Here is a 23,183-nt window from a genome sequence, read left to right on the forward strand (position 1 = left end):
CAAGGAGAATCATCAAGACGCACAGGCGCTCATGAAAGGCGACGCGCACGCCAAGACGCGCGATCGTGCCGGCATCGTCGATCAACGTGCCCGGCAATCGTCCGCAATGCACGGGCGAACGAACGTTCGACGAGGCGAACCCGCGGCGCCGTCGCGACGCAGCAGCCGGCGCCCGCGGCGCCGCCATATAGCGCGTTACGTGCTGCCGCGGCCGCCGCGCGCGATTTCGTCGCCGCTTCCGTGCGGCAGTCGCGCCGTGACGGGAATCGAAGCCACCGAGAACAGCCCGACGAAGAGAAATGCCGGCCAGAAGTCCGTCCAGACAATCGCGGCGTGGCCCTGCAAATCATGTGAAATCTGCAGCACGAGGCCGGCGAGCGTCACGCCAAGCCCCAGCGAAATCTGCTGGATCACGCTCGCCACGCTCGTCGCGCGGCCGACGTCACGGCTCGGAATGTCGGCGTACGCCAGCGAATTGAGGCTCGTGAACTGCAACGACGGAAACACGCCGCCCACCAGCACCACACACCAGATCAACCAGTGCGGCGTGCCAGGAACAAAGACTCCGTACACGGCGATCACGAGGCCCGAAATGGCCGCGTTGATCATCAGCACCTGGCGAAAGCCGAAGCGCGCGAGCACGCCCGAGGCAAACGGCTTCATGAAGATCGACCCGAACGCGGACGCGCACGTAATCGCGCCCGCCGCGAACGCCGTCATCCCGAGCCCTTCCTGCAACGCAAGCGGCAGCAGAAACGGCACCGCACCGAGCCCGATGCGAAACAGCGAGCCCCCCACCACGCTCGCGTGAAAACTCGGGATACGCAGAAGACGCAGATCGAGTACCGGCAGTTCGACGCGCTGTGCATAAAACCAGTAGGCGAGCAACAGCAGCACGCCGGCCACGCACATGAGCGTCGACGCCGTGCCCGATACCAGCTCACCGCCGACGAGCGACAAGCCGAGCATGAAGAGCGACGCGCCACCGGCCGAGAGTACGAAGCCGGCCCAGTCGAGGCGCCCCGGATGCGCTTCGCGTACGTTCGCGATATGCCGGTTCGCAAGCCAGATGCCGAAAATGCCGATCGGGACGTTGATGACGAAAATCAGACGCCAGTGCAGGTACGTGGTGATGAAACCGCCGAGCGGCGGCCCCACGACCGGCCCGAGCAGCGCGGGCACCGTCAGATAGTTGACCGCCCGGATGAAGTCCGACTTCGGCACCGAGCGGAAGATGATGATCCGTCCGACCGGTACCATCATCGCGCCGCCGATGCCCTGCACGAAGCGCGCGACGACGAACATCCCGAGCGACGTCGACACGGCGCTGATCAGCGAGCCGACGATAAAGATCCCGATCGCGGTGCGAAACACGGTACGCGAACCGAAGCGGTCGGCCACCCAGCCGCAGATCGGAATGAATACGCCGAGGCCGATCACATACGCGGTGATCGCGAGCTTGAGCGTGATGGGATCGTGACCGAGGTCGTGTGCAAGTGCGGGAAGCGACGTCACGAGGACCGTGGCATCGACGTTTTCCATGAACATCGCACACGCGACGATCAGGGGAACGATGAACGTGCCTAGAGCAAGAGGCATTGGCAGATGGACAGCAGGCGTCAAAGCCGCAAACGTAAAGACGCGATTATCGCATCGCTCGCGTGCGCGATGCTGTCAATCGCGCACGAAATCCGGTTTGGGGCTGCCAGCGGGCACGAAACGCGCCAACGTGCCCGACCCCGATGCCCGCGCGAGATCAGGACGTGGTCTGACGCGCCAGGCTGACGAACGGACGCAGCTGCGTCAGGATCTCGCGGCCCGCACGCGCGACGTCGTTCGGGAAGTCGATCTCGATCCACGGCGCGCCCGTCACATCGGCGGTATCGAACACCTGGCTGCGCTCGAGCAGCAGGTCGCGCACCGCTTCTTCGTGCGGCATGTTCGCGCGGCCGCTGTCGATATAGCCCGCGACGATTTCCGCGAAGCGGCGCGCGGTTTCCTCGCGAAAACGGAAGAAGCCGACCGATTCGCCGATCGTGTCGTATTGCAGGCCGACGGCCAGCTGCTTGCGCAGTTCGACCGGCACGCCGTCCTGCAGACACAGCTTGACGGGCTCGTCGCCGGTTTCGAAGTCGCGGTCGATCAGCAGGCGGTTGACGGACTCGCCCGCCACCAGCGCGCTCAGGATGCGCTCGTCGTACAGCACGTCGGCATCCATCACGAGGACGTCGCCGCCCCGCGTGAGCGCATCGGCGACGGTATGCACGGTCAGCACGCTGCCGAGGTCGTAGCGCGGGTTCAGCACGATCTCGACGTGATGCGGCCAGTTGATGCGCTTGAGCTCCGCCTCGACGAGTTCCGGCTGGAAGCCGAGCGCGAGCACGACATCGTGGACACCCGCGGCGTCGAGCATTTGCAGATGACGCTCGAGCAGGGTCACGCCGTCGAATTGCAACAGGCACTTCGGAAACTGATCGCCAGCCGGTTGCTGGAGACGCAGGCCAAGACCTGCTGCAAGGATGATCGCGCGCATGGGCGGCCCTTTCTAAAAGACGGTTAATCGGCAACAGGCACGCGCGTCGCACGACGACGCTGCCATTTTCGTTCGCTGAAATGCAGATACAACAGGCCCGGCAGACCGAGCAGGAGTTCGCGTGCGCGTTTGGTGAGCGAGAGCGCCAGCGCCGCATCGGGCGGCAGACCGACGAGCGGCGCGAGCAGCAGATACCCGCCTTCCTGCACGCCAAGCGAGCCGGGAATCGCGAACGCCGCGCCACGGATCGCCTGGCCGATGCTCTCCAGCAGCATCGCGTCGACCCAGCCAACCGGATGGCCGAGGAACCGCAACGCGAGCCACACTTCGACCGTGCCGACAAGCCAGCCCAGGAAACTCAACGCGAAACTCGCCGCGGCGCGGCCGCGCTCGCGGTAAAGCGCATGCACGGCGGCGTCGATCGAATCGGCGCTGTCGGTGAGCGCCGACCAGTCGCGCTTGCCGAATACCTTCGACATGGTGCGCAGCAGGCGGCCGAACAGCCCGCGCCGTTGCGCGAAGTAGAACATCACGACCATGCCGCCGAGCACGCCGGTGCCGATGAACGTCGCGGTACGCAGTTCGCGCAGCGGGCCGTGCGTGGCGTACGCGCTGAACAGCAACAGGCCGAGCACCGCGAAGACGATCTGCGCGAGCGCCTGCAACGTCGTGCTCACGGTGACCGCCGCAGCGGCATCGCGCATCCGCATGCCGCGTTGCGAGAGCTGGCGCACCATCACGACCGGGCCGCCGATCTGGCCGGCCGGCAGCAGGCTGTTCACCGATTCGCCGATCCAGCGCGCGAACACGGCGTCGCGATGCGTCACGTGGTCCTGGCGCGGCTTGAACAATACGGAGATGGCGCCGGCATCGATCACGAGCGGCAGTACGTGGAACGCAGCGACAAGCGCGAGACCCCAACCCGCCGCGAGCAGCGTCGAGGCGACCGAGCCAAAGCCCTGCCACGCGAGCAGCGCGACGAACAGCGCGGTGCCGATCGTCAGCAGAATCATCGCCGCGCGCGTCACGCAGCGTCTCCGCTACGCCTCATCAGTTGCCTGAAGACCTGACGGAAACCGAAGTACGCGATCGCGTCCTTCATGTTCGAAATGAAGCGCTTCCACGGACGCATGTTCGAATCGGTGACGTATTCGAACGTCAGCGAGACGCGCATCTCGTTTTCGCCCATCGGCGAGATGCGGTGACGCAGCTTGTCGCCATCGAAGAACACGAGGCCGCCAGGCGGAATCTGCACGGAACCGGGCAGGTCCGGCTTGCTGTCGTCGCGGGTGTGCAGTTCGTAGTCGAGACGACAGGTCGATTCGTCGATCACGCCGAGCAGCAGCGTGTAACGGCGGCCGTCATAGTAAGACGTATCGTAATGCCAGCCGATGTGGTCGCCCGGACGTGTGTAGTAGTAGAGCGCATACGCGTGCGGATCGTCGGCGGGCGACACCATCAACTGATCGCCGGACAGCTGTTCGAGCCAGCCGATCAGTTCCTTCGAGCGATACAGTTCTGCGATGAACGGCGCGAGGCGATCGATCGTGTGGCGGCTCACGCTGCCGCCCTGCTTGTGGCCCGGCAGATAGTTGCGGTTCACCTCGTCGAGCAGCCCGCGGGCGCTCGCGACGAGTTGCGCAGTCACTTCCGGCGCGAGGAAATCGTCGAGATACAGGAACGCGCCCTGGTCGGCGAAATCCTTGCGCAGGCGCGCGTTGTCAAAACCGTGCGTACGGCTTGCGACGGCGCGATCGGCGTCGGGCGTCGCGCGCTGCGAGCCCGTGACCTGTGAATTGTCCAGCGCGACGGATTCCATCACGTCGTCTCCAGCATGCACATTCATCTGCTAACCCATAACCTGACTGGACTGCGCCTCGGGTCGCGCACGGCGCGACACGCGGCGGTAATCGATCATCACCCATACGGCAAAGAGCGGCGCACCGATCGATGCGGCGATGATGAACGGCGATGTGCCGGACGTCAGCGTGACGAGCGGCAACAGATACAGCACGTCCTCGGTCTCGAAGCCGCCGGCCGAGGCCTGTTTCGTGCCGGCCTTGCCCGCCATTTCCTCGATCCGCATGCGCAGAAAGAAGATCACGGCCACCGATACGCCCGCAATGGCACCCAGCAGCGTCGGCAATGCGACCAGACCGAGGCCCCCGGCCGTGCTCATGCCGATGCCCATGCCGAGGAACAGCAGAACGGTCACGAGCGCATCGCTCGCGAGATCGTAAAAATGACCGATCCGGCTCGTCTTGCCGCTGATGCGCGCGAGTTCGCCGTCGGTGTGATCGACGAAGTTCGACAGGACGATCAGAAAAGCACCCGCGTTCGAAAAAGCAAAGCTGCCGCGAGCGAGGCACAATGCGCCCGCAACGCCGATCAGCAGGCGTAGCGTGGTGAGATGATTGGGGGTGATGCGGGTGTCGATGAGAGGCGTCACAAGCCGGCGGGCGAGCCGCGCGTCCCATGTACGGGGCGCGGGAACGTTCGGGCGGATAGGGGGTCGTCGATTCATAACCCGGAAATATATACGGGTTATGAAATCCTTGCTGTCTACGTCACTGTTTCGTTGCGCAAAATCGTCGTTTCGGCGTGGTCCCCGGCGCACGTTTTTGGGATTCCTGGTAAAGTGCCGTACCTGTTGCGCCACCATGGGTGTCATGGCTGCGGCGCAACCTCCGCCACGAAGATCGTCGGCGGATTGCGAACGCACCATCCGGATTCCCATGAAACGTTTCATCTCTGCCCTTTCTACCGTTCTTGCCCTTTCGCTTGCTGCGTTACCCACGTTTTCGCACGCGTCCGATCTCGACGCGGCGCTCGCCTGCAACACCACCGCCCACAGCTTTTTCGCCGATCTCGCCGGCCAGCAACTGATCGATCCGAAGCCCATGCGCGTCGAGAGCAACTCGATCAACGCGTTCTGGCCTGCGCGCGGCGCCAGGCTCACGGCGTTCGGCTTTCCGGTATTCGCGGTGGTCGGCTTCGAAAAGGACGACCCGATGTTCCGTACCGGCGACGGCGAGCCGCTCGCAAAATCGGCCTACGGCGTCGTGGTATTCGCCAGCGACACGAAGGTACAGGCCGTTGTCGACAGTCTGGGCGGCACGGCTGTCGTCCATCACGCCGGGCCGCACCTGACCGCGATCTTCTGCAAACGCAGCTAGACGCCGCCGCGCCCGCGCTTGCCGCAACTCAGCCCGGCCGGCGAAAATCGTTCTCGACCCACGTTGCCGCGCTCGCCTTCGTCAGCCTGAAGTTTGGCGCGACCTTGACCTGCGCGAGCTGCTCGCCATACGGATCGAGCGCCGTGAGGAGCGCGTAGGGATCGTCTTCCGAAGGCACGATGTCGAGCGTGATTTCCAGTTCGTCGTCACCCGACGCCGAGGCGACGTTCACGCTTTTGTGAAGCAGCGCGTGCAACTGCTGCTCGTGGCGCCGCAACACTTCCGATGCCGTTTTCACCAGCGTGTTGAACGCCGACGTATCGAGCGGCTTCGGATTCTTCTTGTCGCGGCCCATCGTCCACGGCCCGACGAGCGCGGGCTCCGGCTCGCCGTCCTTGATCATTTGCACCGCCCAGCCGTCATCATCCTCGTTCTTGATGACGCGCGCCGTCCAGCCGTCGTCGCGCCACAGACGGGGATTCTGCTGGACTTCGGGCTCGGTGGCCTCGTCTTCGGCGGCCGGGTCGGATAGGGGAAGCGAATTTTCGGGCATGACTGTTTTACTCACGTTCAGGGACACTCCAGCGGGCAAGTAGCGGATTTTACCCGCATCGCGGCGCGCGAAGCCGTCACCCGGCCAGACGGACAAGACGCCTGCGCAATACATCCATGCGTGGAACGATGAATTGCGTATATCGCGTCAATTAAAATATATTACTGACGATATTCAAAAAAACCTGACCTGGTAATTGTTTTAAAAAACGAGAAAACAAATCTCATGATCAGAGGTGATTTCATTTTAAAACCGATATCACACCCTCAAAAACCGCAACAATACCTTGCATGAAAGCGCGCGAACTTTTTCCAGAATTGACAATTCTCCGCACAGCGGCATATGCCATCCATCGCCTTCCGTCGCGGTACAGCAACGGAGTCACCAACTGAAACACGACGGTGGCCGATAACAGAATCCGAAACTCCTTTATAAATCCGCAGTTACGGCAATTCATTTAATCGTTACTGATTCCGTAAATCATTATTGCGTCGTTCGGGACAAAAAATCTGTCGCCAGACGAATACACTTCGCTGCGAATCGTCAACAGACCGGCTCTACCAGAGAGGAACTGGAGGCGATTCCCCATGCACTGTCCCGGAGTTAAAAAGCATGAAAAAAACCCTTATCGTTGCGGGTATTCTCGGCGCGTTTGCCGCCTCGGCACAGGCGCAAAGCAGCGTCACGCTGTACGGCACGCTCGACGCCGGCCTCGTCTACACGAACAACCAGGCGGGTCACAGCAACTGGCAGCAAGGCAGCGGCGCCGTCTCGAACACGTACTTCGGCCTGCGCGGCAGCGAGGATCTGGGCGGCGGTCTGCACGCCATCTTCACCCTCGAAAGCGGCTTTAACCTGAACAACGGCTCGTTCTCCGAGAACAATACGATGTTCAACCGCCAGGCCTACGTCGGCCTGAAGAGCGATCAATACGGCCAGCTGACGCTCGGCCGCCAGTACGATTCCGTCGTCGACTACCTCGCGCCGCTGTCAGCCGCGGGCTCGGGTTACGGTAACAACCTGGCCGGCCATCCGCTCGACAACGACAACCTCAACAACTCGTTCTCCGTGAAGAACGCGGTCAAGTACACCAGCGCGAACTACGCTGGTCTCCAGTTCGGCGGCCTGTACGGCTTCAGCAATGCCGCCGGCCAGTTCTCGAACAACCGCGCGTGGAGCGCCGGCGCATCGTATTCGAACGGTCCGCTGAACGTCGCGGCTGCCTACCTGCAGTTGAACAACAGCGGCAGCAACAACACGGGCGGCGCAGTGTCGAGCGGCGACGGCAGCGCGAACCTCGCCGCCGAACTGCAACGCACGTACGGGGTCGGCGCGAACTACGCGTATGGTCCGGCAACGGTCGGCCTCGTGTGGACGCACACGCAGCTCGACAACCTGCAAAGCGCGAACGTGGGCGGCACGTTCATCGGCGGCCTCGCCGGCACGAACCTGCATATGGACAACTACGAAGTGAACGGCAAGTACGCGTTCACGCCGGCGTTGAGCCTCGCGGCTGCCTATACGTTCACGAACGGCAAGGTGTCGGGTTCGAACGGCTCGGGCGATCCGAAGTGGCATACGGTGTCGCTGCAGGGCGACTACGCGCTGAGCAGGCGCACCGATGTCTACCTCGAAGGCGTGTACCAGCACGCATCGGGTGAGCTCGGCAACTTCGGCGCCAACGTGGCGGCGATCAACACGCTGACACCGTCGTCGACGGCGAACCAGACGGCTGTTGCGATCGGTCTGCGTCACCGCTTCTGATGTTGCATGCGGACCGGACGTTCAGTCCGGTCCGGCGAAACGCGCGCGTGCTCCCGCCACGCGCGCGTTTTTTTGCGAGCGCATTTTATATGCGTGCGTTTCCGTCTGGCCTGCTTCGTGCACGCGTTTTCGTGAGCGGATGGGTCCCTACATGGGTCGATTCATTCGATAACGACGCGTATACTTTGCGCCAGTCGCCTTCCTGTCCTGCGTCACGTCGTGCTGCATCTCCCGCGACGCGTACGCCTGAAGAACGGCGGCCTTCGTCGCGGAGCAGGTGAATCACGGCTGTCCGTATCGCGCTCCGCCCGCGCCCCATGTTCCCGCACATCGACGGGGACGCCGACGACTGGACTCATGAAAAGACTTCTTCTGCTGCTTCCTGTTGCTGTCCTCGCCGCGTGCGGCTCGTCCGGCAGCACGCCAAAGACGGGTTCCACCGGCCCGATGATGTACGTCTCGTCGCACCGTTCAACCGCCGATGTCGCGAGTTGCCTCGTGAGCCGTCTTTCGCGTGTCGAGACGTCCGGTGCTAACGGCTCGACCGAACTCACGGTGGGCTCAAGTTCACACAGTTCGTATTTCGTCACGCTGACGCCGTCAGGTCATGGCTCAGTGATCAAGGTGCTGCGCCCCGACGATTCGCCGGAAGACCCGCCCGAACCGGAGCTGCGTTTCGATATCGCGCGCTGCGCGGTCTAGTGGCGGTCGCCGCAGCGTCGGCGATAAATGCACCGCACGCTTCCGTTTGGCGCATGCATCTGCGAACATAGCCGCCCTTCCTTCTCACGCGGCGCGGATATCGATGGCATCAAGCAAGGCACATCATGCGACCGGCTGGGCCGCCGGTCTCATCGCCGCGGCGCTCGTCGCGCACGCGCACGCGAGCGGTCCGTATCATCTGTGGGCGTTGCTCGCGTTCGGCGGCGGTGTTGCGGGCGGCACGGCGCCCGACTGGCTCGAAGTCGCATGGTGGTCGCGCTCGCGACGACTCTGGATCACGCATCGCACAGTCACGCATTGGGGCGTCGGCTGGCTCGCGCTGCTCGCATGGTCGTATCACCTGCTCGGTCATCGCACGTTCGCTGCGCCGTTATTCGGCTTCGCGTGCGGTGGACTGATGCATCTGCTCGCGGACTGGCCCAATCCGCTCGGCGTACCGTGGGTCGCCGGGCGTCATTCGCTCAACTGGTGGAACAGTGGACGCTGCGATCTGCTGGTTGTCGGCGCGGCGTGGGTAGCGGCGTGGTTTGTCGCCGGGCATGTCTGGTGGCACGGCGGGCATGGGATGGCGATGTTGCCGCATCTGCGGTTGGGGTAGCGCTGAGGTTATCAACAGAAAATATTCACAAAGCTGTGGACAAATCACACCCTGTGATAAACAGTCCCGCCGCATAAGGCTTTCCGGGCAGCGTGTGGGAGAAACTTCTTTCCCCTCGTGTGCTCAAACATCCATTTCCCGACGCGCTGCGGTTCGGGGAAACCTTCGTTTGCCTACAGAAGGACGGCCGTACATATTAGACGTGTGTCTTGTTAGGAGCGCTGCTCGCGCCCAGATTAATAGCTGTTTGGACGTGGCCGAAGGGTACGTGACACGGCGTCCCACAGCGCAACGGCTTCGCCTGTTGTCAGCGACGCCTTGTCGAGCTTGACATACTGGCCCTGGATCTGCACCTGCCCCCCTGTAGTCAGATCCATGGACAGGAACGGCGACGAAGGGCTGCTCGTGATCTCGTTGACAACGAGGGAGAATGAGTTGCCGCGTCCGTCCCCAGGTCTGCGGCCTTCGATCAGCCATTCCTCTGCTCTCAGGCCAGACAGATCGACAGATCCTTTGCGGATAAGCACGCCGTCGGCCGCCCTGAGTTGCTCGCGGACTTCCAGGCTGTCGGTGCGCTGCAACAGCGTCGTGTTCTCACGAAGGTCTGGAGTGGTCTCGAAGGCAAAATTGATGTCGTCGTGACCCTTGAGCACATACTGCTCGCTCATCTCCTCTTCGCTGCCGGCCTTCGCTGGCAGGAAGCCTCCGTAAAAACATAGGCCGGGTTCGGTTGGGATCTCGTCGTCGGCTCGGCCACGGACTTTTTCAAGCAACCCAAACACCAGGCGCGTCTTTTCGGGCACGTTGTTCTTCACGGTCATTTGCTTGACAAGCGGGTCGCTTGTCTGATCCGGATTAGTAAAATCACTCCCTTCGATCTTCATTTTGATTCGATAGCCACGGTCCCACTTATAGCCTTCAATGACCCGATTACCCGGGTCATCGTAAGCGGTGCCGCGATAAATAAAATACCGCGTTCCGCCGCCCCACGCCTCGCCGTCCGCATACAGGAATGGGTAAGCATCAATGCTCTTCGTCGCTTTTAACTCTGCTTCGCGCTTTTCGATTTCCCGCTGATACGCATCGCCCGACATCGCTTTCGTTTCAATATCGACACCTTGAATTTTTGCGTAGCCGGAAACGTACATGCTTTCAGGCATATCAACGAGGTAGCGGCCCACACATCGCGTCTTCAGATTCGTGGTCAATTCGTTCACGGTTTGTTTTTCCTGTTGCGTCAATGGCGCGGGCTTATTCCCGCACGCGGCAAGCGCGACTAGCATGCAGACGGTCAGTCCTGCGCGTCGGCACTTCATGCCTTGTACTCAAGGCTGGTGCCTTTCACGTTCTGTGCAATCCTGGTAATGGCCCACAGCGTGAAGCGACGGGTCGCATCGGGCTTGTAGCCACCCTCATGGTCGATGCCAGGAAAGGCCATGCAGACTTTTGCCATGGTGGCCGGTGCCCGGCCGGATCGCACAGGCACAGTGCCGTCGCCATTTTCATCCGCATCTTTCAGCACGAACTGTCCGAACGCCGTCTTTCCGCTGGCGGTTGCCTTGACAAGCTGGCCGCCAGTCCCAGGGTCGTCGCTCGCCTGGCCACCTAACAGGCTGGCAAGCGGAAGTGAATCGCCGCGCATCAGCGAGGGGGCCTGTTGCACCCATCTCACATCGCCGTATGCCTTGTGTTTCTCATCGTCGCCGTAGAAGGCGTAAGTGCAGGCGTGGTATCGGCCGCTTATAGCTGCATGAAAGATTTTGACCTTCTTCTTTATCGTATTGTCGAAATTGCTCCAATCCTGATCGATCATTTTCTTTCCCGGGTCAAGCGGATTGAGCAGCCTGTCGTCGCACAGGCCCCACCACGCGCCGCGCGCGGTATAGATTTCGCTGTAGGGATCGGATCGCGGCAACGTGACGAACTGCTCGCCATCCCTGATCTTGAGCCAGCCCATTCCGTATTCGGGACTCGGCAGAAGCTGTAGCGGGCCCGGTGCATTGCCGACCACTGCCGTCATGGTGGCCGCGTTCGGCCCTAGTGCGAGGCCGGCAACACCTTCCGCACCCGTCTTCATACGTTTGTAGGTGGCCGCCGCCCCGGTGGCAGGCATCACGCCATGCACGATGCCGAGCACCTTGTCGCGATTCCCCATCGCCTCCGAGTAGTAACGCGCGACCAGCCCGCCCATCGAATGCGTGACCAGGATCACCTTCTCGCAGCGATAGCGAAATTTTTCTCGATAGTACTTCGTGAATTCGTCTATTTTCGCAGCCAGCCGCTCCGCCGATACCGCGTTGGATTGCAGCCAGTTGTAGCCCACAGCATGAACCGGGAACTGGTACTTGTACGTCAGGGCCACTTCGTCGTGAGTCAGCGGCGTAACGCCCGGCGCTTCTGCCACGAGGCGCTTCATGAGTTCGCTGCGCAGCCCCTTGCGTCCGTAATCAGTCCCCGCATGCGCATCATTGAGCGCATTTTCAAGCCAGACCAGCCACTCGCCGTAACTCATGTACGCCACTTCGCCCCAACCGCGGCGTCGCAACTCACCTTCCGTTTGCACCGTGCCGGATGGAATCTTGCCACTGCCATATATCTCGGTCTGGTCTGGATTCAGCATCTGCTTGCGTACGGCTGGACTTTTCCCCATCCATGGTGTGACCGTCGTCCGGCTGTCGAGCAGCCACACCGGATCCGGCTGCCCCTTGCGCTCCAGGTTCGTGCCCATGACGCCCGGCACAAAAATTACCGGAATAATGCGGTCCGGCACCATGTAGCAAACGGCGATACTGTCGTCCGGAGCGGATGTCACGGATGAATAGTGCACTGAGCCGTCGGCAGCTATCGTGGGTGGAATGATGCGTTCAACAGTAGCCATGCGAAGTCCTTTCGGTCTGCCTTTGACCGAGCGTGTTTAACAGGCAATGCGGTGCCTGGCGATGCCAGGCATTCAGAAAATAGGCCTGCCGCCTTGTGCGTCCTGCAAGTGACACCGGCTGTGCGATATCAGCCATTCCCTCTCTTTTCATTTTTTGAGTCTCCGTTCGACATTTCGCGACAGTTCATTCTGCCGCGATGATGCCCAGCGAGATCGCACGGATGCAATAGGACCCATTTGAAATCGCGTAGGAAACGGATGATTTTTCGGGGCGACGTTGCGGAAAATCAAACGTACTGACTGTCCAAAAAGCGGGTGCCGGAAAGGCACCCCTGGAGGAAGCGATGTGTGGCGGATGCTCGCCCGCATGGACATTGCATTGACGTACATGTGCAGCGATATGCAGTCGAAATTTTCCCCGCGTCGATGAGCCTGCGCACGGCCGTGCGAATGTCGCCTGGCGTGGTATCAACAACCCGCGTATCGCCTGAATCCGGCAACAGGTGCAGTTCGAACATCTGGCGGACACTTCTGGCGCCGTCCGATGTGTTGTCCACGATCTCCTCGGGATGCCACGCTTCGAACATGGCCTTCACGGTCAGTTGCGATTCCGCATGGTCACGTTCCCGGCCGGACAGGCCGCTTCCGTCGTTCACGATGCGGCCGTGAGGTCCCGCGGAACAGCAAGCGTCAAACGTCTGACGACAATCCGCGAACAACCTGTTCCGTTGTTCAAACCCAATGTAACCGACCGCTACGGCATCGAAAACGTCTTCACGAGCGTCAGCTCTCCCGCCTTGCGCATTGGCACCCGGACCGTCTCGCTCTTCTCGTTCGGCGTGTTCTCGTCGGTGATGATCGAGACCTGCGCGACAGTCATATCGCCTGTGCGGTTCCCGCTGCCGTAATAGTTCACGTACACAAGATACGTACCGGGAAGCGGCGCCGCGGATGAATAGATCTCCGGCCCGTAACCGGTCGTGACGTCGACGTCGAGCGCACCGCCGTTCGGCGCGACACGGTCGCCATAAAACGTGTGCACGCCGTCCGGTGAAACGACGTGCAGATCGAGATCCGTGCCGTCCGTGTCCCATGCCAGCACGATACGCAGACGGGGACGCGTCTTGCCGCTATACGCGTCGTAGAACTGGACACGCTTGCTGGTCCCGTCGGCCGCGCGCACCTCGACGCTGTTGCTGCCGCCGGCGAACGCATACGGCCGCGAAAAGCTGCCGTCGGCCTCGACGCGTTGCGGCAACGGCGTCCCGTTCACGACCATGGTCGCGACAGATGTCTTTTTCGATGTCGCCTTCGGTGCGCCCTTGATGTGTCCCGCGATCATCGCATTGACCGACTGCCCCTCGGGCGTCGCCACCGAGACCGCCGGATAGTGCACGTCCTGCGTATAACGCGCGGTGTCGCCGCTGGTATTGCGCCAGCCGTTCAGCGGCGCCGTAATGTCGATACCGGTCGCGCGTGCGGGGTTTGCGCACAGAAGAAGAATCGCGGTAACCGCGACGAGCGTCGGATGGATGCGTGACCAGCGGCGCGTGTTGCGCCGGCTGCATGGGGCGTGTTTCATTGACTGCTCCAGTCAGAGCGAATTAACGCGCGCGCGGTGCGCTCGACGAACGCCTCGTCCTGCCCGCGCGGATGATGTTGAAACGCAAGATGCACGTATTCATGCGCGAGCGCGATGTGGTCGTCCTCAGTCTGCAAACGATGGATATACAGCCGATTTCGCCGCGCATCGGCATAGGGGCGGCCATCACGCACCGCACATACGGCGGGCAGATCGGGGGTTTCGTAACCCGGTTCCGTATCGAGGCGGCGCGCCCACAGCCTGGCGTTACGGTCGAGCCACTCGCGCGCGCCGGCAACCGTCTGGCAATCGTCCGAGAGCGGACTCTGGAACGATGTCAGCGTCGCCTGAGGCCATGTCCTTGCGAGAATCGCATCGAACGCGAGGCCGCGCCGCGCAGCCGCTTTCGCGTCGAGCCAGCTCATCTGTAGAGGCGCCGCCCGGTCGTGGTGATACTGAACCGTGACGCCCGTCAGCACGAGCCCGTCGGTCAAATCCGCCGCACGCCGCGCAGACGCCCGCGCGGCACGCGACAACACACGCTGCGTACGACTGCTGTCGTCAATGCGGAAGCACCCGCGGTCGCGTCGCGCCTGTTGCACGAGATAGCTTCGCGCGGCGACGGCAAGCGCTTTCGCGGCTTCCGGTTCATCCGTGTCGCCTTCGCGCTCGACCACGCGGGCGATATAGTCGTTCAACCCGAAACGCCCGACGATGCGCGGCAGGCCGGCCGCATCGTTGTCGAGCATCAGTTCATCGCGACTCTCGATACGCAACCAGTTGCCGTTTGCAAACCCGACGCGAAACGCGCCATCGAGCGGCCCGGGTTGCGTGACCTTCGCGCTCCCCTTCGATTCGCCCAGAACCTCACGGATCGGGTATCGCGCGAAGAAATCGACCACCACGCACGCCGAGTCATCGGGTACGCTCACCCGCGACAGCAATGGGCCCACTGCCGGCGCTGCCTCGGCCAGCACGCGCGCGCTGCCACCCGCGCCCCCGAGCCACACTGGCGTTCCGTCCGCGAGCCAGCCCGCGGCGCCGCCGATCGATGCGCCGGGTCGCGCCGGATCGGGCATCGTCCACGTTTTCGCGCGCAACACGCTTCCATATAACGATACGGTCCCTTCGCCGCGTCCGCTCGTCAGCACCGATACGAGGGTGTTCGCCGCATCCGCGCGGGGACGTGCCGGCATCGACTGCAACGCCGTCAGCAGATCGATGACGCTCACACGCTGCCCGGACCTCATCGAACGCAGATCGCGCAGCCACATGGGCGCATGCGCCGCGCTCCAGTATTGTCGCCAGCCGGCCGGATCGAGATGCAAACGGGCGGGCGCGAAGTAAAGGCCGCATGATTGCACGAGCGCATGTTCGCGATCGATCCGTCCGCCCGTCATGCAGCAATACACCTCTTCGGGATCGCCGCCAGCGCATGTGTAATCCGGCGACGCGATGCCCTTGTCGACAAGGTAGCCGTAGACAAACAGCTTCCACACGCTGCCAAGCTGCGTTTCAAGCGTCGGCGGCAACGCCTGCGCCGATTGCGCGGACAGCGGCGTGCCGGACGCGGCACGCGCATCGAACTGCCACAGCGCCGCGCGGCCGTCATGCAGCCACGCGAAGCGCGTCGTTCCGGGCGCGGATGATTGCATCGGCGTGCCTGCGAGCGAGTTCGTCGGGCCGGCCCAGAGGAGCGTCAACACGATCACCGACATCACACGCAGCAGCCGCATCATCGACATGTCACTCACTCGATCCGCATCGTGATCAACCTGTCGCTCGTGCCGCCTTCAAAAGCCTTCGCGTCGGGTTGGTACATCCGGAAGAATCGGGCTGGCGGCACGACGAACGTGCCCGGCAACGCAAAGCGCACGAGCTGGCGCAGCGTGACCGGACGATCGAGCAACGGCACGGGCTGGTGATACGCCATCTCGCCCATTTCAAACGTCGCCGCGCGCTGGAACGGCTGCGGACCGCTGCCGCCCTCGCCCGGCCCGGGCAGACCTTCGATGCTCACGCCCCAGCTTGTCGCCTCCACCGAGCCGCCAGGCGGTAACGGCACGTCGAGCAGGCCATAGTGAAACGCGCCATCCTTCTTTGGCGTCAGCCGGACTTCGTCGACGTAGAGCGCGTTGCTGTCGATCGAATCGCCCGGTTTGAGTGCCTTCGCGGAGAACGTGAAGCGGCCCGGCTCCTGCGTCTTGTCCTTGTCGCCGGTGGCTGCCACCGGCACGAGCCGGTACAGCGTGCGTTCGATCGTGACCGGCAAGCGGCTCGCTTCGCTCGCGTGGCTTCGGAAAGAAACCAGCGCGGTAACATCGGGCCGCACTGTGTTGACGTCGAGTGTCGCGGGTGCGGCGGCGCCGCTCCAGTTCCAGACAGCCGCGCCCGTCGGTGTGGTGGACGATGTCCAGCCCGAGCCCTGCACCGAGGGCAATGACGTATCGACCACGTCGCCGCCCAGCGACTTGCGCAGCCATAGCAGCGTCAACGCGCGATCGAGCGTCGGATACCCGGCGCTGCTGTTCGCAAGCAGGACAGACACGTCGTTCGTCGCGGAACGCCCCACGCCACCGGTCATGATCAGCAGGCTCTGCACAACCGGTGCGGGATCCGCGGCAAGTGAAGCGCGCGCGGCACTGGCAAGCGCGTCGAAGCCGTCGGGCAATGGCGCATTCACGCCGCGTGCCATCGATGCAGTCAACACAACGGCCATCGCCTTGCCGCGCGGCGTATCCGCCTGCGCGAAGATCACGCTGTCCGACGCATCGAACGTGCCGGCGTGCGCATCGGCAGGCTTCGCGCTCTCATGCGCGAGCTGACCGGCCACGCCGGAGAGCGGCGTCGCGACGGGCAGCCCCATCTGCTGCATGAACCACAGCGCGAGCGCTCGGTGCAGTAACGGCTCCCTGCCGGCGGCATCGCGATAGACGTCCATCGCGCGCTGCCAGTTGTCGGCGGGCAGCGAGATGCCGAGGCTGCGGCTCGCCAGCCAGTCCGCGTAATACGCGTACGCGGTGATCAGCGCACTGCCGCGCGCGGTATCGCCCCACCAACCGAACGTACCGCCGACGCCCGCCAGCATCGCCAGACGTTGTCGCTGGTTACGCAGCAGCGCGTCGATGTCTTGCGTCGCGCGGGGATTCTCGCCACGGCTGATTGCATCGCGCGCCAGCGTCAGAGGAATGAGCCGGCTCGATGTCTGTTCAGCGCAGCCATAGGGATACGCGATCAGATCATCCGCGACGCGCGCGAACTGGCTCGCCGCGCTGCCCATCAGGCGTACGCTGATATCCCGCGCGTCCGGAGCAAGCGCAAGCGGCTTTTGCGCGGCATCCAGCGTGACCGCCGTTTCGTGAAGATCGAGCCAGCCGGTTGCATCGAGGCCGATGGTCGTCTGCAGGCGATCGACGGCGTTGCCCGCCTGGCGCAAGCTCGCGGTCACCACACCCGGCTTCAGCGCGCCACCTGGCAGCTTCAGATAATTCGCGCCGGGTTTCAGCATGACTTTCTGGTTAATCGACAGACCGCCGCCATCGACGATCCAGTCGGCACTCACGTCCGCCGTTGTCTGGTTGAACGCAAGCATGTCGATCGCAGGCTGGTCGTTCGCGCGAAAATGCGTCGGGCCGCTCCATTTCAGATATAGCGCCTTGTCCGAGCGAACGTAGGCGGTGCGCTGGCCGACCATGCCATCGCCGCTAACCGCGCGTACGGTGATGCGCCAGCGCGCGAGCGCGTCCGGCATCCTGAACGTCATGCGGGCATGGCCGTCGGCATCCGTGTGCAGATTGCCCTCCCATGCCGCGGTGTCCATGTCGTCGCGACGCGGCCGTTCCAGCACCTTCACGCCGCGCTCGTTGTACTGCCCGCGCTGCGGACCGCCGGGCGCGCCGCGCAATGCGGACAACGCCAGATCGTACGTAATGAACGACAGGCTCGACGACGTACGCACGTTATTGCGTCGCGGGTGGTAGAAGAAATCGACGATGTCCGGCGCGATCTCCGGTTGCAGCACGTAGACCATTTCATCGACCACGCTCACGGTCAGATTCGACGTCACCGGCTTGCCGTTCAGCGCGCTCGTGAGATCGAGCGTGACGAGCTCGCCGGGGCCATACACCGGCTTGTCGCTTTTCACGGCGATATCGATCGATGGCTGCGCGACGACGATGCCGGCGTTCTGGAACACGTATTCGCCTGCGTGTACGTAAAGCACCGAGAACGTCATGTTCGGCGCGAAGTTTTCGCCGACCTTGATACGCGCCTTCCATTGCGTGGGCGCGACGCGTTGCAGGTTCACCCAGTCGCCGCCCGAAGACAGCAACGCGCGGCGCTCGACGTTGTCGCGTTCGAGCGTCAGCAATGCGTCGTCGACCGCCATCGGGAACGTGATCAGTGCCTCGGCCGTGTCGCCGACGCGATAGCGGTCGCGGTCGAACACGATCTCGACGCTGCCGGGAACCGCCTTCACGCCGTCGCCCGCGACCCAGTGGCTCGCCGCGGCGAGCAGGTTGCCAGCGCCGTCCTTGACGGAGAGCATGTACGAACCCGGTTCGTCGAACTGGACGGGGAACGCCAGCGTGGCGCCTGCCTGCGCGCCGTTGAGCATGCCGCCCGCATGCGTCTGCGATTCGAGGCGCACCCATTCCCACGTGGCCGGCGCGCGGGCAGTGGCGCCCGCGTCGGCTGCGGCGAGCGCCTGCACGGTGAAGTTGACTGTTTCCTTTGGCTTTGAGAACGACTTCGGCGCAGAGAGCTTCCATGGCGTCGCGCCGCGCGCGATCAGCACTTCACGTGTCACCCGCACGCGGTACGCGGCGCCATCCTGCGCGAACAGCGTCAACGCGTAGCGGCTCGGCTCCTTCGCGGCGGGCAAGCTCAGCGTCGCGTTGCCGTCGCTGTCGGTCGTGAGTTCCTGCTGCTCCAGCTTGACGGGAAAGAGCCCCGCATAGCGCAGCTCGCCGTCGACGATCGTGACACGCTGCGCGCGCAGCGTCACCGACACCTTGCCGTCACGCACCGGCTTGCCGTCCGGATAACGCAGCGCGATGCGTCCTTTCAGCGTGTCGCCGGTTGCGTAGTCGGTCTTGTCCATCGTCAGGTTGACGTCGAAGTGCGGCTTCACATATTCGGCGACGCGAAACGCGCTGCCATACATATCGCCGTTGTAGCGAAAGCGCAGCGTGTAGCCACCGGCCGTCGCCTCCGGGGGAATGTTGAAATCTGTCTGCGCACCGGTATCCGACGAGAAATGCACCTTGTTCGTCGCGATCGGCGAGCCGTTCGGATCGAGCACGTCGAGGTTGATGTCAGCGTCGGCCGCGGACGTCGACGTCGTTGCATTTTTGAACGTGCGGCCGATGAACTTCACATGCACCTGATCGCCTGGCCTGTACAGCGGACGGTCGGTCACCGCGTAAATCTTCGTGTTGTAGATCTCGCTGTCGTAGTAAAAATTCTCCGACACGAACACGCCGCCCGCCGGATCGCTACCAAGCACATAGCTTCGTTCCGGGCTGACATGCTGCAACATCAGCGCGCCGTCGTTGCCCGTCGTGCCGCTTTGCAGGACGCCCACGCCATCGGTCCAGTTCACGGTTGTACCGGGCACCGGCCTGCCGTTGTCGCGACGCGCGGTCCACACGAGCAGGCTGCCCGATGCAGCCTTCACCACCGCGACGGTATCCGATACGAACAGCAATGTGTGCGCACGATAGTTGCCGATGATCGCCTCGACGAGGTACAGCCCCGGCGGCAGCTTGCCGACCGGAATCATCACGTTGCCCGGTGAAGCCTCGATAAAGTTGCTGCTACTGCCCGCAAGATCGACGCCCTTCGGCGGCTCGATATTTTTCGCGTCCCAGATCGGGTAGCGAAAGCGCGCAACCACGTCGTAGCCCTTCAGCGGCGCGAAGCGCGACGCGGGTTCGAAGTGCGTCGGCTTGCCGGCCTGCTCGCCGAGCCTGAACTGCGGCTGGGCTTCGGTGACCTTGCTGCGCGTGGCGAACGACAGGACGCGTTGCCACGCGCGACGCGCCCCGGTGAACCACCGGTCCCACAGATACGCGAGCGTATTGGCAAGCCCTTCGCCCTGATAGTTCGGTGCGATGGTCAGACGATGCAGATTCTTCTGCGCCTTCAGGAATTCGAGCGGCCGCGGCACGCGGTAGACGACGACATCCGCGCCGCCATACGCCTCGAGTTCCGACCTGAATTCGCGGCCTGGCGCCTCGAGGCGCACCTGTGCAACCTGACTGGCGCCGAAACTTTTGTCCGAGAGCAGGAAGAACGGCTGGCCGTTCACCACCTGCGTGTCATATCCGCTCGGCGTGGCTGACGCCAGCGTGGGATTGTCGGGCGGGTTCGCCGCATCGTCGCCGGTGCTGGAGACGGCCGGCGCTGTCGCGGCATCGTCGGCCATCGCGGGCAAAGCCGGCAGCGACAGGCACAACACGAGTAGCGACATCAGGGCCAGAAACACCATGCGCGCGCGGCGCCGCGTGCCGACGGAAGATTCGCTGCAAGCGTTGATGAAAGGCATACGGATCATGGCGTGAGAAAGGCAAAGCGAAAAACCCCGACGAAATTCGGATTGCCGTCGAACGGCTGCCAGCGGGAGTCTTTCCATTGCATGAGATCGGAAACGGCGACGGCACGCAGACCGTTATCGGTCGGCGAGACGGTGCCTGTGTGATAGGCGATGCAGCGGTCGAGCCAGATCATCAGATGCTGGTCGTCGCCCTGGTCGAAGAACAGCAGATCGCCGGATAGCGCCTGATTTACGTCCTTCGCGACGAAACGGCAATTGCGTTGAACCAGCGCAATCGCGGACGCATACGGCCCGACGCTGCCGTCGATATGCGCCCAGCGGTTGGCCAGCGAGCGTTGCGATGGCGAAAGCTGCAGTTCCGGCGGCAAGCGGCTCGCGTCGGCGACGCCGCTCATGCCATTCGCGCGCAGCCACTTCGCGTCGTGCGGCCTGAGCGCCTCGCCGGCCGCGAAGCGCACGAGTCCCGCGCAGTCGCGTTGCGTCCAGCGCGGCGTCGGGCCGCGGCGCATCTGCTGGTCGACGATCCGCACGAACCACGCGCGAAATGCGGCGGACTGTCCGGGCGAAAGCGCATCGGGATCAGGCGGGGCGGTCGTGCCCGACAGCGCGTGCGCGCCCGACGCGACAAGCGGCGTAACCAGTGCGGCGGCCACGCGTGCCAGCCACGCGCGACGCAGCGAATCAGGCACACCCGAGGTGTTGCGCGCCGGCATGTCAGTCGCTCCCGGCACCGGGCTGATCCGGGGGCGTATCCGCGCCGCCGTTTTCCAGGTCTTCCGCACCGGCGGCGGCCGTGCCCGCGCGATCGAAGTGCCATTCGACTGGCACCCACGACGTCGTTGATGGCAGATTCGACGGCAGGCTCAACGACAGCGGCGGATAGTGCGCGAGCGCATGCAGTTTCGGCGTCAGATGCGTGCGGGCCGCGTTCCGGAAGATCGATTCCTGATCGGCGGGCAGCGCCGCGCCGGCTTCGCGCTCGATGAGCGCAGCGGCCGCGGCGGGTGTCAGCGTGACGATCGTGCGCGCGAGGCGCTGCGGCGACAGCGTATCCGCGAGCGCCGGGTAGCGCTTGTCGAGCACCGCAAGCGTGTCGTCGACGAGCCGCGCGTCGGGCGAGAACACCAGGTAGCCGTGGGCAAGCGCGAGCGTCACCGGGAAGTAACGTGGCGCGGCCAGCTGGGCGCCAAATGGCGCCCTGGCCGCGAGCGCCGTGCCCGAGCGCGCACTGACGGGCCGCTGCCAGACGGTGACGTCAGCGCCTGGCGCTCGCGTCGTTACAGGCAGACGGCGATAGCCCGCTTCCTTGCCGGCGTTCGCTTCATACGCGCCGATTACTTCGCCGAACGCACTGGCCAGCGCCGTTTTCAGCGCAGGATCGACCGTTGTGGCCGGGGCTTTCAGGCGTGCGACGAAAACCGGCGCGACCAGCGTCGACTTCGCGTACCAGCAGGCCGCCGCCGGCCCCGCAAGATGATCGCTGATCTGCGTGGCCGCTTGCGGGCCGCCCGCGATGACGTTGCCGAGCAGGCCCGCGGCATCGTTCCAGTCGACAGGCAGGCTCGCGCATGCTGCGGGGTTGGCGGGCAATGCGTGCCACAGATCAGTGCCGTTCCATTGCTGCGGCAAACGGGTGGGATCGATCAGCGCCGCGGTCTGCCAGACCGCCGGCGCATCGCCCGTCGATGAAAAATCAAACCGCAGCGCCACGATGCCGGAGAAAAACGCCTGATAGCCGAACGACAGCCAGTTCGCCGACACGACCACGCGATGCCCCTTCACTTCCGCCGGCAATGCGTCGAGCCGGAAAGCGCGTGCCGTGTCGTCGTGGCCCGACAGCATGCTGGCGACGAGATCGGCGCGCTCGCCGATCGGCACGTTATCCGCATCGAGCAGCACGCCGGGCGCCGACATAACGACAAGGCGATCGTCCTTCGCGGCGAACAGCACGGTGCGGCCCACCGCGAGCTTCAGGGCGTAGACGGGCACGTCGCCCCGCAGCTTCGCGACCTGGCTCAGTTGCGTATCGCTCGCCGCCACGGTGGCGAGCGCCTGCAGGAGTTTCGCGAGTCCATTGCGATGCATGGACATCATCCAGTAGCCGGGACGGCCGTCCGGTGACCGCCAGAGCAACACGTGCGCGGGTTCGTCGAAAACGCGCCTGACCAGCTCGTCGCGCAGATCGAGGTGATGCTCGAACGCGAGCCGGCGCAGCGCGCCTTCCGCGGAAAGCCGGCTGCTGTTCGATTCGTAATAGTCGACGAAATCCTGCGTCAGTACGTCGTGCAGCAGCGGCACGCGCAGGATGTCGCGCGGCAGCCGCGAGAGCGCTTCGCTATCGATGATGGCGTCGGGATGGTGAATATCGAGGACGACTTCGGCCGTCTGCACCGCATGCTGTTTGCCGAAATACCGCCAGCCCGTCCCTATGCCGATGGCGGCGACAACCAGGACACTGGCCACGAGAATGGCGATTTTCTTACGCGACATCTTCATCTGATTTCGAATGCTTATTGTTATCGCCCGATGCAGTGTTCGGGAAGGCCGAAAACCGGCACAAAAAGTATCAGCATTGAACCGTTCAACACTGAACGTCATGCTAAAAGACTGACACCGTTAAACCGTTAGAACCAGTTAAACCCATGCGAAGCGGCCCGGCTGACGGTCGTGGCGATCATAACCGATATTTTCTGGCGCAAGCCAGGATCGCTCGAAATTTGACGACATATAACAATCGTCTGAATCAGCTTGCGCAATACGGCGGATTACTCCGTCAGACCGGAATATTCAGGCCGTCTCGAACAGCGGCAATATCCGACG

17 protein-coding genes and 1 pseudogene are annotated in these 23,183 nt (G+C 63.4%); 4 read left to right on the forward strand and 14 right to left on the reverse strand.

Going from position 1 to position 23,183, the window contains the following annotated elements; genetic code table 11:
- Positions 1 to 195: 195 nt before the first annotated feature.
- The 5 genes and pseudogenes from LPA34_RS14635 to LPA34_RS14655 all read right to left on the reverse strand — a co-directional run.
- Positions 196 to 1,668: pseudogene (locus tag LPA34_RS14635) on the reverse strand (MFS transporter); the annotation flags it as partial.
- An 88-nt stretch (positions 1,669 to 1,756) separates the two neighbouring features.
- The gene (locus LPA34_RS14640; protein ID WP_228979294.1) at positions 1,757 to 2,533 is read right to left on the reverse strand and encodes a phosphocholine cytidylyltransferase family protein; all 777 of its coding nucleotides are present in this window, start codon (positions 2,531 to 2,533) and stop codon (positions 1,757 to 1,759) included.
- Between the two features lie 23 nt (positions 2,534 to 2,556).
- On the reverse strand, positions 2,557 to 3,561 hold the full coding sequence (locus LPA34_RS14645; RefSeq protein WP_228979296.1) for an HpnL family protein: 1,005 nt from the start codon (positions 3,559 to 3,561) through the stop codon (positions 2,557 to 2,559).
- Complete coding sequence (locus LPA34_RS14650; RefSeq protein ID WP_228979298.1) at positions 3,558 to 4,379, reverse strand: HalD/BesD family halogenase; 822 nt, start codon at positions 4,377 to 4,379, stop codon at positions 3,558 to 3,560. Before LPA34_RS14650 ends, LPA34_RS14645 begins: the two co-directional genes overlap by 4 nt.
- 3 nt (positions 4,380 to 4,382) lie before the next feature.
- Entirely contained in the window at positions 4,383 to 5,057 is a 675-nt protein-coding gene (locus LPA34_RS14655; RefSeq protein WP_228979299.1) for a CDP-alcohol phosphatidyltransferase family protein, read from the reverse strand.
- A 211-nt stretch (positions 5,058 to 5,268) separates the two neighbouring features.
- On the opposite strand from LPA34_RS14655, the gene LPA34_RS14660 reads away from it, so the two are divergent.
- Entirely contained in the window at positions 5,269 to 5,709 is a 441-nt protein-coding gene (locus LPA34_RS14660; protein WP_228979306.1) for a hypothetical protein, read from the forward strand.
- A 28-nt stretch (positions 5,710 to 5,737) separates the two neighbouring features.
- Here the strand turns inward: LPA34_RS14660 and LPA34_RS14665 are convergent, their stop codons facing one another.
- Entirely contained in the window at positions 5,738 to 6,262 is a 525-nt protein-coding gene (locus LPA34_RS14665) for a hypothetical protein (RefSeq protein ID WP_228979494.1), read from the reverse strand.
- Positions 6,263 to 6,874: 612 nt separating this feature from the next.
- On the opposite strand from LPA34_RS14665, the gene LPA34_RS14670 reads away from it, so the two are divergent.
- From LPA34_RS14670 to LPA34_RS14680, 3 genes are all read left to right on the forward strand, one after another.
- Positions 6,875 to 8,026, forward strand: a complete 1,152-nt coding sequence (locus LPA34_RS14670) for a porin (RefSeq protein WP_228979308.1) — start codon at positions 6,875 to 6,877, stop codon at positions 8,024 to 8,026.
- Between the two features lie 357 nt (positions 8,027 to 8,383).
- Positions 8,384 to 8,728 carry a sugar ABC transporter ATPase gene (locus tag LPA34_RS14675; protein WP_228979310.1) on the forward strand — a complete coding sequence of 115 codons (345 nt, stop codon included), beginning with the start codon at positions 8,384 to 8,386 and terminating at the stop codon, positions 8,726 to 8,728.
- Positions 8,729 to 8,831: 103 nt separating this feature from the next.
- A complete protein-coding gene (locus tag LPA34_RS14680; protein WP_228979312.1) occupies positions 8,832 to 9,347 on the forward strand; it encodes a metal-dependent hydrolase in 516 nt (171 codons plus the stop codon).
- A 236-nt stretch (positions 9,348 to 9,583) separates the two neighbouring features.
- Here the strand turns inward: LPA34_RS14680 and LPA34_RS14685 are convergent, their stop codons facing one another.
- From LPA34_RS14685 to LPA34_RS14720, 8 genes are all read right to left on the reverse strand, one after another.
- Positions 9,584 to 10,564 carry a T6SS immunity protein Tli4 family protein gene (locus LPA34_RS14685; RefSeq protein WP_228979314.1) on the reverse strand — a complete coding sequence of 327 codons (981 nt, stop codon included), beginning with the start codon at positions 10,562 to 10,564 and terminating at the stop codon, positions 9,584 to 9,586.
- Positions 10,565 to 10,659: 95 nt separating this feature from the next.
- Positions 10,660 to 12,225 (reverse strand): esterase/lipase family protein, encoded by a 1,566-nt coding sequence (locus LPA34_RS14690; RefSeq protein ID WP_228979316.1) that lies wholly within the window; start codon positions 12,223 to 12,225, stop codon positions 10,660 to 10,662.
- Positions 12,226 to 12,512: 287 nt separating this feature from the next.
- Positions 12,513 to 12,881 carry a hypothetical protein gene (locus LPA34_RS14695; protein ID WP_228979317.1) on the reverse strand — a complete coding sequence of 123 codons (369 nt, stop codon included), beginning with the start codon at positions 12,879 to 12,881 and terminating at the stop codon, positions 12,513 to 12,515.
- Positions 12,882 to 12,979: 98 nt separating this feature from the next.
- Complete coding sequence (locus LPA34_RS14700) at positions 12,980 to 13,807, reverse strand: YfaP family protein (protein WP_228979319.1); 828 nt, start codon at positions 13,805 to 13,807, stop codon at positions 12,980 to 12,982.
- The gene (locus LPA34_RS14705) at positions 13,804 to 15,462 is read right to left on the reverse strand and encodes a DUF2300 domain-containing protein (RefSeq protein WP_228979496.1); all 1,659 of its coding nucleotides are present in this window, start codon (positions 15,460 to 15,462) and stop codon (positions 13,804 to 13,806) included. Before LPA34_RS14705 ends, LPA34_RS14700 begins: the two co-directional genes overlap by 4 nt.
- 95 nt (positions 15,463 to 15,557) lie before the next feature.
- Positions 15,558 to 20,363 carry an alpha-2-macroglobulin family protein gene (locus tag LPA34_RS14710; RefSeq protein WP_411178994.1) on the reverse strand — a complete coding sequence of 1,602 codons (4,806 nt, stop codon included), beginning with the start codon at positions 20,361 to 20,363 and terminating at the stop codon, positions 15,558 to 15,560.
- The gene (locus tag LPA34_RS14715) at positions 20,360 to 21,076 is read right to left on the reverse strand and encodes a DUF1175 domain-containing protein (protein WP_228979321.1); all 717 of its coding nucleotides are present in this window, start codon (positions 21,074 to 21,076) and stop codon (positions 20,360 to 20,362) included. The genes LPA34_RS14710 and LPA34_RS14715 overlap by 4 nt, the downstream gene beginning before the upstream one ends.
- Position 21,077: 1 nt before the next feature.
- A complete protein-coding gene (locus tag LPA34_RS14720) occupies positions 21,078 to 22,859 on the reverse strand; it encodes a DUF2138 domain-containing protein (RefSeq protein ID WP_228979322.1) in 1,782 nt (593 codons plus the stop codon).
- Positions 22,860 to 23,183: the final 324 nt, after the last annotated feature.

Origin of the sequence: Paraburkholderia gardini, assembly GCF_907164575.1 — a bacterium.
Lineage (GTDB): Bacteria > Pseudomonadota > Gammaproteobacteria > Burkholderiales > Burkholderiaceae > Paraburkholderia > Paraburkholderia gardini.

Bases quoted from the DNA above. Each gene is read 5' to 3' on its own strand.
- LPA34_RS14700 (WP_228979319.1), bottom strand. From the start codon at position 13,807: ATGAAACACGCCCCATGCAGCCGGCGCAACACGCGCCGCTGGTCACGC.
- LPA34_RS14660 (WP_228979306.1), top strand. From the start codon at position 5,269: ATGAAACGTTTCATCTCTGCCCTTTCTACCGTTCTTGCCCTTTCGCTT.
- LPA34_RS14675 (WP_228979310.1), top strand. From the start codon at position 8,384: ATGAAAAGACTTCTTCTGCTGCTTCCTGTTGCTGTCCTCGCCGCGTGC.
- LPA34_RS14680 (WP_228979312.1), top strand. From the start codon at position 8,832: ATGGCATCAAGCAAGGCACATCATGCGACCGGCTGGGCCGCCGGTCTC.
- LPA34_RS14670 (WP_228979308.1), top strand. From the start codon at position 6,875: ATGAAAAAAACCCTTATCGTTGCGGGTATTCTCGGCGCGTTTGCCGCC.
- LPA34_RS14720 (WP_228979322.1), bottom strand. From the start codon at position 22,859: ATGAAGATGTCGCGTAAGAAAATCGCCATTCTCGTGGCCAGTGTCCTG.
- LPA34_RS14640 (WP_228979294.1), bottom strand. From the start codon at position 2,533: ATGCGCGCGATCATCCTTGCAGCAGGTCTTGGCCTGCGTCTCCAGCAA.
- LPA34_RS14715 (WP_228979321.1), bottom strand. From the start codon at position 21,076: ATGCCGGCGCGCAACACCTCGGGTGTGCCTGATTCGCTGCGTCGCGCG.
- LPA34_RS14690 (WP_228979316.1), bottom strand. From the start codon at position 12,225: ATGGCTACTGTTGAACGCATCATTCCACCCACGATAGCTGCCGACGGC.
- LPA34_RS14655 (WP_228979299.1), bottom strand. From the start codon at position 5,057: ATGAATCGACGACCCCCTATCCGCCCGAACGTTCCCGCGCCCCGTACA.
- LPA34_RS14710 (WP_411178994.1), bottom strand. From the start codon at position 20,363: ATGATCCGTATGCCTTTCATCAACGCTTGCAGCGAATCTTCCGTCGGC.
- LPA34_RS14650 (WP_228979298.1), bottom strand. From the start codon at position 4,379: ATGAATGTGCATGCTGGAGACGACGTGATGGAATCCGTCGCGCTGGAC.
- LPA34_RS14665 (WP_228979494.1), bottom strand. From the start codon at position 6,262: ATGCCCGAAAATTCGCTTCCCCTATCCGACCCGGCCGCCGAAGACGAG.
- LPA34_RS14705 (WP_228979496.1), bottom strand. From the start codon at position 15,462: ATGCAATCATCCGCGCCCGGAACGACGCGCTTCGCGTGGCTGCATGAC.